We start from the raw sequence: 9,786 nt of genomic DNA, 5'->3' as shown, positions 1-9,786 counted from the left end.
TGCAAAATATTTTCACGCGCCATGGGCATTTGTGTGCTTTTTTGTATGTCGTGCGTGAGTACAAACAGCCTCCGACAACTAAAATAACTCTATATAAATTTGCCGGTGATGTTTGTGCGGAATATTTCAGAGAATTCCGGGGGATATCGCCGGTTGACGCCCTCTGGTGTGATAGTTTGCGCTGTTCGATCAAGACAGACATGGCACTGGAAACCGGCGGCAAAGCAGGTAGAATGCCATTCCACTCACCAGCAAGGTTGGTTCAAAAGATCGCTGACGCAGGCTGATACGACACACGTGCAGCCTTTTCCCGGACACCTTTGTTGGCGCAGCCTTTTCAATCGCCCTCCCGATCCCAAGGTTAAGATGCCCATGACTGACAAGCGCACACCTACCGCCCTGATCATCCTTGATGGTTACGGCTACCGTGAAGAAAAAGACAGCAATGCCATTCTGGCCGCCAAAACGCCGGTCATGGATCGTCTGTGGCAAGAGAAATCGCACAGTTTCGTTTCCGGCTCCGGAATGGACGTGGGTCTGCCCGATGGCCAGATGGGTAACAGTGAAGTTGGCCATATGAACCTCGGTGCTGGCCGCGTGGTTTACCAGGAGCTGACCCGCATTACCAAAGCCATTCAGGATGGTGATTTCTACGACAATGAGGTGATTACCGGCGTCGTGGATAAAGCCATTCACGCGGGCAAAGCCGTTCATATTATGGGGTTGGTATCTCCGGGTGGTGTTCACAGCCATGAGGACCATATCCATGCCATGGTTGAACTGGCTGCCCGTCGTGGTGGCAAACAAGTTTATGTTCACGCCTTCCTGGATGGCCGTGATACCCCACCGCGCAGCGCTGAACCATCCCTGGCAAAGCTCGATGCCCTGTTACAGGAAAAAGGCATTGGCCGTATTGCCAGCCTGATTGGTCGTTATTACGCCATGGACCGTGACAATCGCTGGGATCGTGTGCAGCAGGCTTATGATCTGATCACCGATGGCAAGGCCGAATTTGCTGCAGCAACCGCGGTTGAAGGCTTGAAAGCGGCTTATGAGCGTGATGAAAACGACGAGTTTGTCAAAGCTACCGTGATTGGTGCTGAAGCGGTCCGCCTGAACGATGGCGATGCCCTGATATTTATGAACTTTCGTGCTGATCGTGCCCGTGAAATCACCCGAGCGTTTGTTGATCAGGACTTTGATGGCTTCTGCCGCAGCCGCGTGGTCGATCTGGCCGGTTTTGTGATGCTGACGCAGTACTCAGCGGACATTCATGCCCCTTGTGCATTTCCGCCTGGCGAGCTGGTGAACACGCTGGGTGAATACATGGAGAAACTGGGCAAGACCCAGCTGCGTATTGCAGAAACCGAGAAGTACGCGCATGTCACCTTCTTCTTCAGCGGTGGCCGTGAAGAGCCGTTTGATGGCGAAAAACGGGTGCTGGTAGCCTCGCCCAAAGTGGCAACCTATGACCTGCAGCCAGAAATGAGTGCGCCTGAAGTCACCGATCGCCTGGTTCAGGAAATTCGCAGCGGTGAGCACGACCTGATCATCTGCAACTACGCAAACTGCGACATGGTTGGCCATACCGGCGACTTCAATGCTGCGGTGAAGGCAGTTGAAGCGGTAGACGAGTGCATTGGTCGTGTGCTGGAAGCCCTGGAAGAAGTCGGTGGCCAGTGCCTGATTACCGCTGACCATGGTAATGCCGAACAGATGAAAGACCCGGCAACTGGTCAGGCCCACACAGCCCACACCTGTGAGCTGGTACCGCTGGTGTATGCTGGCCCGCAAAGCATAAAGCTTAAGGACGGTATTCTGTCGGACCTGGCGCCGACACTGCTGGCATTGATGGGTGTGGCCCAACCTGCCGAGATGTCAGGAAAGTCCCTGCTGGTTAACCGGGAGGCTGTCCGAGAATAGCCTCCGGGGCTCTGCCTTCCCCATTGTGGATAATTTATGTACTGCACTTATCCACAACTGCCCTTTGTGGGCGGTCAGGAGACAATATCCAGCAGTTCCACCTCGAACACCCACGTGGTGTATGGACCGCCCCGTAAATGAACAAGCGGGCTGTCTTTTACGGGCATCGGTGATCAAGCCTCAACCAGTCGACCGTCTCTATCCACTATCCAGGTACTGAAATCACGGGCCAGACCTGTATTACCCGAATAGTAGGTTTCAGCTTCTGTCTTTAATGCGTGGATACTGTTGGCACCCGTCTTGGCAGAGCGCTGATAACGCCCGCTGAAGTGGGTAAGAATCAAATTAGGCACACCGCTGGCCTCTGCTGCTTCAGCAACCATCCTGGCTGAGCTGTGCATCCAGACAGGCCCGGCTTTTTGCAGCGCCGCGTCGGTCAGTGTGGCTTCGTGAACTAGCAGGTGGCTACCTTGCAGTGCTTCAATGAGCAGTTCTGGCTGGTCGTTATCACCGGCAATAATGGCTATTCGACTGGCTGGCGGCGGTTGCAAAACCTGTTCCGGGAGGATCGTCCGGCCGTCCTCAAGGGTAATAGTCTGCCCTTTTTGTAAAAGCCCCCATAGCTCGCCTTTGGGAACGCCGAGAGCATTCAGTCGCTCAATGTTCAGCCGGGTACTGACTGTTTTTTCCGCAAAACGATAGGCAAAGCTTGGTACACGGTGGGAGAGCTGGTGAGCCGTGACAGCAACCCGGGTATCCTGATAGTGAAAAGCTGGCTGGTCGCTGGGAATAAACTCAATATTAAAGGGCAGTTCCGAGACAGCTGCATAGTGTAATGCCGCCTTGACAAACTGCTGAACGCCGTCAGGTGCGCAGATAGTCAGGGGGGCCTGCCGCCCCTGCATGCTGGCAGAGGTAATCAGTCCGGGCAGACCATACATGTGATCGCCGTGAACATGAGTAATAAAGATGGTTTTGAGATTGTTGAGAGTATAGCGACAGCGAAGCAGCTGATGTTGCGTACCTTCACCACAATCCACCAGATACCACCGTTTGGCATCATCCATGGCCAGTGCCAGTGCTGTGACATTTCTCTCGGTAGTAGGCATTCCTGCTGAAGTTCCCAGAAAAGTCAGTCTCATAAACACCTGCTTTGATCATACTTTGGCTTTATTGTACCAGAGGAATACTTCGTACTTATGAAATTTCTTGCCTATTGAGTTGTCAAACGGATGCGACTTATGTTCATCAATTTTGTCTGGACTTTCATTATGGCTTATCCCGAATACACTTATTCAGTTTCAACGCCGACCGTCGTAAGTTACGACACGGTTGAGTTACAAGGCAAAGTGGGTGAATCAGCCTGCTTTTGTACCCATCAATGCAAAGAGGTAATACCCAGGATAGCAATGGCTGACACCGATGATGTCAGAATTAATGCTAATACTCGCTGTTTCGAAAAGAGAGGTTGGCCTCATCGTGCTGTCCGCGCTGTTTATTCCGATGGGTATTTTGGCAAGGGCGTCACAAGCCAGCAAAAATGCATTGGCAGGGAGTATTCGAGACCCAGCAGTGCTCGCGATCATCTGTCCAATGCAAACAGCTCCATGTCCGTGTTATCTGGAGCAGAAAATCAGGAAAAAACAACCGCTGCGCATTGCTCTGATGACCGGCGGTGTTTCGCTTTTTCAACCTCCCATCTTGCCAAAAGACAGATGCCCGATGGTTGCAGTTCTCGCCAGTATTTCGAGCGACATGCAATGCCATTAGCAGGAACTGACTTCTCCGGAAACAACAGGGAGCCAGGAAATCCTCTGATTTCTGCCGATATGGACGGTTATACCCCCCATACGACGCCGGATCGTTATGATCAGGAACAGATTTATTCACAGCGTTTAAATGAATTGAGTCGCTATCAAGATCTGATTGAGGAAGCGAGACCTTTCTTCACTGACAATACTCTCGAAGCCTATATTCAGGAGTTTTTGTCTGGAAAAAGAGCAGAGCTGGAGCTGTCCAGGCTCTTTATCCAGGATTCAATAACATGGCCAAGAGTAAGTGGTTCGACATCAGGTGAACGCTCTTGTCACAAAAAGCGTACTCACTTGCGCATGACTCCCGGGCAAAAAGAAGAGCTAAAGACAATCCTGAAAAGCCAGAACCCCTCTGATTTTGGCATTAATGACAGCAAATGGACCTCGATGAATATCAGAAATCTGATCAAGGAGCGATTTCAGTTAGATTATAAGGTGTCTAATGTGAGATATATTATTCACGCAATGAAAATGACGCTTAAGTCAATAAATGGAAATAACCCGTCCATTCCACCAGGATAATGTGAGTCGAGAGTACTTCTGACTCCACATTAGCGAGCAAAGTCGACTTTGCAGGGTAAAAGTCTGTATCGAGGCAGAGGCCAATGCCGAAACCACCCATGGCATTCATTTAATTGGGCACACCCTTTCCTTGTCTGTATCTGATCCTTAATTGCAGGCATACTGACAGGGTTTTCGCCAACAGCCAAAGACGCCTCCCATGACACTTTTCAAATCGCTGCTTCCGGGCAGATATAAAAAAATGTTCACAGCACTGGTGTTTGCTGCCTGTGCAATCATTCCCCAATTGGGTATCAGTAATGAACGGGTGGCAACCGAGGCAGAAATCAAGGCCATTGAAAGTGATATCCAACAGGCAAAAGAGCTATTGGAATCTCTCAATGCAGCACGTACTTCTGCCCAGAAACAGCTGCAGAACAACGATAAGGCTATTCAACAACTGAACACGGATATCATTACTTTGGAAGCTCGCCTTAAGGAGGGGCAGGGCGAAATAAAAAAGCTCCAAAGCCGTCAGCAGCAACTGACGGCAAAGAGTGAACGGCAGAAGGTTCAGGTTGCCCGCAGTCTGCAATCGCTTTATAAGAGTCTGGGTGACAGCCGCATCAAACTATTGCTGAACCAGGAAGATCCGGACAGTGTCTCCCGGCAATTGGTTTATCTTGAGTACTTTCAAAAGGCACAACTTCAATCCATCCGGGAGTATGAGAAAACCCTGGCGGAATTAAAATCTGTGGAACATGCCCGGCGAACCATCATCACCCGACTGAATCAGGAAAAGACAGTGATTGACCAGAAAAAGCAGTCGCTGGTCAAACAGCAATCTGAACGTAAACGACGGTTGAGTGAGTTGGCGAGTCGTTATCGACAGGGCGGGAAGTCGCTTAAACAGCTCGAACAGGAGCATCAGAAGCTGGATAAGGTGCTGGCCAGCATTATCAGTCGGCAGCTTGGCAACAGCGAGTCTTTCAACAGTCGCAAAGGCAAGCTGTTATGGCCGGTGGAAGGGCGTGTGTTGTTTAAATTCAACGAGCAGAATCCGGAAACACGCATGCGCTGGCAGGGCATGTTCATTGCCACAACATCCGGAACGACGGTTAATGCGGTTCATGATGGCCGGGTTATCTTTGCCGATTGGCTAAGCAGTTACGGCCTGTTGGCGATTGTTGACCATGGCGATAATTTTCTGACACTTTACGCTCACAATGACGCCATTCTCAGACAGGAAGGTGATACCGTGCTGGCCGGTGAGCCACTGGCATTGAGTGGTCAAAGTGGTGGGCAGCAGACCGAGGGCGTCTATTTTGAGTTGCGCCTGAATGGCAAACCCCAAAACCCATCTTTATGGCTTGGCCGAAAGTGAGGAAGGGAATCCGGTACATTGAAACCATGTACCACTATCGGGGAGTAGCCCAGTGTAGTTTCAAACGGTGATACCGATAAGTAATTTCTATACTTCACTGAATTAAATAATGCTCGGGAGCATTCATGAATTTGATTTTTAACCTTAACCGGCTGGTCAAGGCATTGGCCCTGGTGCTGGCTACCGGGCTGGCATTCAATGGCTGGGCTGATGCGGCTGTTCAGGAGGGACAGACGCCAGAGGCTCCTGTCTCTGAAATTATCAGCCAGTCTCCAGTAGCTCAGGACACCGGGCATGATGAGCAGCCAAAAGGAAAGCTGCCGCTGGATGAGCTTCGGGCATTTACCGAAGTCATGGAACGTATTAAAAAAGCCTATGTTGAGGAAGTCGATGACAGGACGTTGCTGGAAAATGCCATTCAGGGAATGCTCAGTGGGCTTGACCCCCATTCTGCCTATCTGAAACCGGATGACTTCAAGGAGCTGGAAGAAAATACGTCCGGAGAATTTGGTGGTCTGGGCATTGAAGTAGGCATGGAAGATGGCTTTATCAAGGTGGTGAGCCCCATTGATGACACACCGGCAGCAAAGGCCGGCATCCAGGCAGGGGATTTAATCATCAGGCTGGACGGAGTGTCGGTTAAGGGAATGAGCCTGGGAGAGTCGGTGGATAAGATGCGTGGTAAAGCAGGCACCCCCATCAAGCTGACGATTGTCCGTGAGGGTGCGCAGAAGCCCCTTGAGATTGCCCTGGAGCGTGCGGTTATCAGAGTCCAGAGTGTGAGGGCCAGGCATCTTGAGCCGGGTTATGGCTATATTCGTGTCAGTCAGTTCCAGGCAGATACCGGCCATGAGCTGGTCGATACCTTAAAAGAACTCAAGAAAGAACAAAAGGACGGCAAGCTTCACGGACTGGTTCTTGACCTGCGCAACAATCCAGGGGGGGTGCTGCAGGCGGCGGTTGGCGTTACTGATGCCTTTATCAGCGAAGGGTTGATTGTTTATACCGAAGGGCGAATTCCAAACTCTGAGTTAAGGTTTAGCGCATCGGCTGATGATCCTTCAGGGGGAGTCCCATTGGTGGTATTGATCAATGGCGGCTCTGCCTCTGCTTCCGAAATTGTTGCCGGTGCCCTGCAGGATCATAAACGGGCTGTGTTGATGGGAACCGAGTCTTTTGGCAAGGGGTCGGTACAGACCGTATTGCCATTGAGTGTGGATTCAGCCAAGGGATTAAAGTTGACCACTGCCTTGTATTATACCCCCAATGGCCGATCCATCCAGGCCGAAGGTATTAAACCGGATATTGTGGTTCCGCGTGCCAAGGTAACCCCGATTGATGCCCCACAGCAGTATAAGGAAGCTGATTTGCAGCGGCATCTCAGCAATGGCAATAAAGATGATGTATCCAACAGCAAAACAGCCAAAGCCAATAAGGCAGAACAAGAGACAGCACAGCTGCTGGCCCAGGATTATCAGCTGAATCAGGCATTGAACGTATTAAAAGGGATGCACATCAATGCGGTTGCAGTGGTTGCACCAGAAGAAAAGAAGACTGCTGCGCTCAAGCCTATGAAAACCACGCCATAAGGAAGCCTAAAAACGATAGGAAACCCCAAAACTTATAACGGGCTGCCAACGGGCAGTTGTCGTTTCATCGAAGTTATTTCTTGAGATGGATTTCAAACTATTGACTGTAGGGGCTGCAAGATTGCTCCCCTCATTGTTTTCATAAACAGCGCCAATATCCACTCGAACACCAAGACGCGCCTGATCCACCATTTTCTTCCAGCCTACACCAAGGTAGGTCTTGTTGTTATAGCGGACACTCTGCCAATCCCCGGATGAACGATGAAAGCTGGCGGCAGACATACTGAAGTTGTTATCAAATGGTTGATAATCAATGCGCAGGCCTTTGGTGTTGTCGGAAGGGCTTAATGATTGGTTGCTGAGTTCTACGGTAGAAGAGGGGGCTTTATCCCGGGAACCTGCAGCATGCTGCTCAGGCACCAGGTCAACAGTACCAGTAATATGCCCATTGTCGTCTGCCTGTGCAGTGCTCAGGACAGTTAATCCCAGGGCAATGATTAGCAGGTGACTATTCATGGTAACTCTCTCATGGCAACTCTCTCATGCTCATGGCAATTTCACTCCAACCTTTTAACCATTGGTCATGAAAAACTGGAAAACTGTTTGCTTTGTGCCCGTGGATATTGAATAACTTTTTTATGACAGCGCACTTTATCCTCTCTGTATTTATCACAAGATTCAACTGTTCTTTTGCACAAACTTTATCTATTTTTTATTGCACAGTTTTTGTTCACTGAATCCATTTCATGGACTGTACAAAGCATGCACCAAGTATTTCCCGCAATATCCGGTGAATTTACCATTCTGATGCCCGAACCATCTCACTGATAGACTTGGCGCCAACATCGATTAGCTGTGGATAACCCCCATGCAAATTCAAAATATGCCCAACTATGGCGCAGTTCCCCCTGCGGAAATGGCAAAGCTGGCTGAGCAGGCAGTTATCGGCAAAGCCAAAAAACACCCTGAGGTAACCGTGATTCTGGCCATTATGGCCGGTGTCTTTATAGCCATTGCCGGTATGTTCTATTCCGTGGTGGTGGCCGGTGCCCAGGGTATGCCCTACGGTATGTCGAAACTGGTGGGCGGTATTGCGTTCAGTACCGGCCTGATGCTGGTGGTGCTCTGCGGTGCCGAACTGTTTACCAGCAGCACTTTGCTGTTGATGGGCAAGGCCACGGGTAAACTGAAGTTCCGTAACATTGTTAAAAACTGGGGGCTGGTTTACGTTGGTAACTTTATCGGTTCCATTCTCTTTGCCCTGCTGATTGTTGGCGGCGGTGTCTGGGAAGGCGGCAATGGTCAGGTAGGTCTCTCCTCCATGTATATTGCCAAGGCCAAATTGGGCTATCCATTCTTCCAGGCCCTGATCCTGGGCATTCTCTGTAATCTGCTGGTTTGCCTGACCTACTGGATGAGCCTGAGTGCCCGCACGGCTGCCGGTAAAATGATGGCCTGCATTCTGCCGGTAGCGGCGTTTGTTGCCGCCGGTTTTGAGCACTCCGTAGCTAACATGTACCTGTTGCCTGTGGGCTATATGATCAAGTCCCTGGCGGGCCCGGAGTTCTGGCAGGCGATTGGTTACACCGCTGCCGATTTCGACGTGATTAACCTGAGCAACATCTTTATGAATCTGTTGCCGGTAACCATCGGTAATATCATCGGCGGTGGTGTGATGGTGGGTTTGAGCAAGTGGTTTGTGTACCTTCGTGCTAAAGGTTAGTCAGTACTTCACAGAATGACCCCTGATGTGGTCATTCAGTTTCTGCGTGGGAATGCATCACCATCTGCCTGATGCCCTGCGCTGTTTTTCTGCCAATCCCCCGGGTTTGTGCCAGCTCTTCAACCGTACTCAACAAGACGGCTTCAATCGAGCCAAATTTCTGCAACAGGGCCCGGGCTTTCAGCGAGCCAACACCCGGCAAACACTGCAGCATATTTAACGCTTGCCGGACAGGGTTTTTGGATGGCACAGGCCGGGAACCAATACCTGCAGAATTCATAACCCCTCGGAACTTGCACCACTGTCGCCCCATCATAATCAGTAATGCAGCGGTTTCATCCGGGTTCATGGAACGAAGTACAGGAATACCAAAATACAGTGACACTGTAACCAGAGCCCCTTGAATAGACTCTCGTCGTATACCGGATGAGCACAACATGCCAGCAGTCCCCTCAATCAATAAAACTTTTCGATAAGGAAAGCAAAACTGGCTCAGTTGCCGGAATAACCGGCCATCAATAATGGAGGCAGCCAGGTCGATCAGCGTTTTCCGCTCAACCAGCCAGTGGTTGTTGACTTTATAATCACCATTGTCAAGAAAGACGGTGTTCACGACAACACCTTCCCGATCCTGCAAAGTGTCAATAATTCCTGAAGCCCTTTCCCGATAATCAATGTCAATCACAATATTATGCATAGTAAGTAGCTAACCATATGAAATCATATATTTCTGACTCCTTGTGCCGGCACTCTGCTTCGTTACAACTCCGGTCACATAGCTACGGCTATGCTTCCTCCGTTGTGCCTCGCATAGTACCAGCCCAAGTAGCCAGAAATATACGATTCCATATG

At 50.3% G+C, this 9,786-nt stretch carries 9 protein-coding genes; 6 read left to right on the top strand and 3 right to left on the bottom strand.

Annotated features, from left to right (window positions below):
- Together KDK14_RS06495 and gpmM are read left to right on the top strand one after the other, a co-directional pair.
- On the top strand, positions 1-287 hold a 287-nt coding region (locus tag KDK14_RS06495), incomplete at its 5' end, for a hypothetical protein (RefSeq protein ID WP_257264205.1).
- Positions 288-372: 85 nt separating this feature from the next.
- Positions 373-1,923, top strand: coding sequence for a 2,3-bisphosphoglycerate-independent phosphoglycerate mutase (gene gpmM, locus KDK14_RS06490; protein ID WP_257264204.1), 1,551 nt, complete (start codon positions 373-375; stop codon positions 1,921-1,923).
- 173 nt (positions 1,924-2,096) lie between these two features.
- Here gpmM and KDK14_RS06485 read toward each other — a convergent pair whose 3' ends face one another.
- The gene (locus tag KDK14_RS06485; RefSeq protein WP_257264203.1) at positions 2,097-3,065 is read right to left on the bottom strand and encodes a ribonuclease Z; all 969 of its coding nucleotides are present in this window, start codon (positions 3,063-3,065) and stop codon (positions 2,097-2,099) included.
- 129 nt (positions 3,066-3,194) lie between these two features.
- Here KDK14_RS06485 and KDK14_RS06480 point away from each other — a divergent pair, with 129 nt between their 5' ends.
- The 3 genes from KDK14_RS06480 to KDK14_RS06470 all read left to right on the top strand — a co-directional run bounded on the left by KDK14_RS06480 (position 3,195) and on the right by KDK14_RS06470 (position 7,211).
- Positions 3,195-4,259, top strand: coding sequence for a hypothetical protein (locus KDK14_RS06480; protein WP_257264202.1), 1,065 nt, complete (start codon positions 3,195-3,197; stop codon positions 4,257-4,259).
- Between the two features lie 241 nt (positions 4,260-4,500).
- Positions 4,501-5,622 (top strand): murein hydrolase activator EnvC, encoded by a 1,122-nt coding sequence (locus KDK14_RS06475; protein WP_257264201.1) that lies wholly within the window; start codon positions 4,501-4,503, stop codon positions 5,620-5,622.
- Between the two features lie 125 nt (positions 5,623-5,747).
- Positions 5,748-7,211 (top strand): S41 family peptidase, encoded by a 1,464-nt coding sequence (locus tag KDK14_RS06470; RefSeq protein WP_257264200.1) that lies wholly within the window; start codon positions 5,748-5,750, stop codon positions 7,209-7,211.
- Positions 7,212-7,217: 6 nt separating this feature from the next.
- Here KDK14_RS06470 and KDK14_RS06465 read toward each other — a convergent pair whose 3' ends face one another.
- On the bottom strand, positions 7,218-7,727 hold the full coding sequence (locus tag KDK14_RS06465; protein ID WP_257264199.1) for a hypothetical protein: 510 nt from the start codon (positions 7,725-7,727) through the stop codon (positions 7,218-7,220).
- A gap of 352 nt (positions 7,728-8,079) precedes the next feature.
- Between KDK14_RS06465 and focA the strand changes: the two genes are divergently transcribed.
- Positions 8,080-8,934, top strand: coding sequence for a formate transporter FocA (focA, locus tag KDK14_RS06460; RefSeq protein WP_257264198.1), 855 nt, complete (start codon positions 8,080-8,082; stop codon positions 8,932-8,934).
- 31 nt (positions 8,935-8,965) lie between these two features.
- Here the strand turns inward: focA and KDK14_RS06455 are convergent, their stop codons facing one another.
- The gene (locus tag KDK14_RS06455; protein WP_257264197.1) at positions 8,966-9,631 is read right to left on the bottom strand and encodes an ERCC4 domain-containing protein; all 666 of its coding nucleotides are present in this window, start codon (positions 9,629-9,631) and stop codon (positions 8,966-8,968) included.
- Positions 9,632-9,786: the final 155 nt, after the last annotated feature.

Source organism: Endozoicomonas sp. ONNA2 (genome assembly GCF_024606365.1).
Classification (GTDB): Bacteria; Pseudomonadota; Gammaproteobacteria; order Pseudomonadales; family Endozoicomonadaceae; genus Endozoicomonas.
This window is presented reverse-complemented; position numbering and strand designations above follow the sequence as displayed.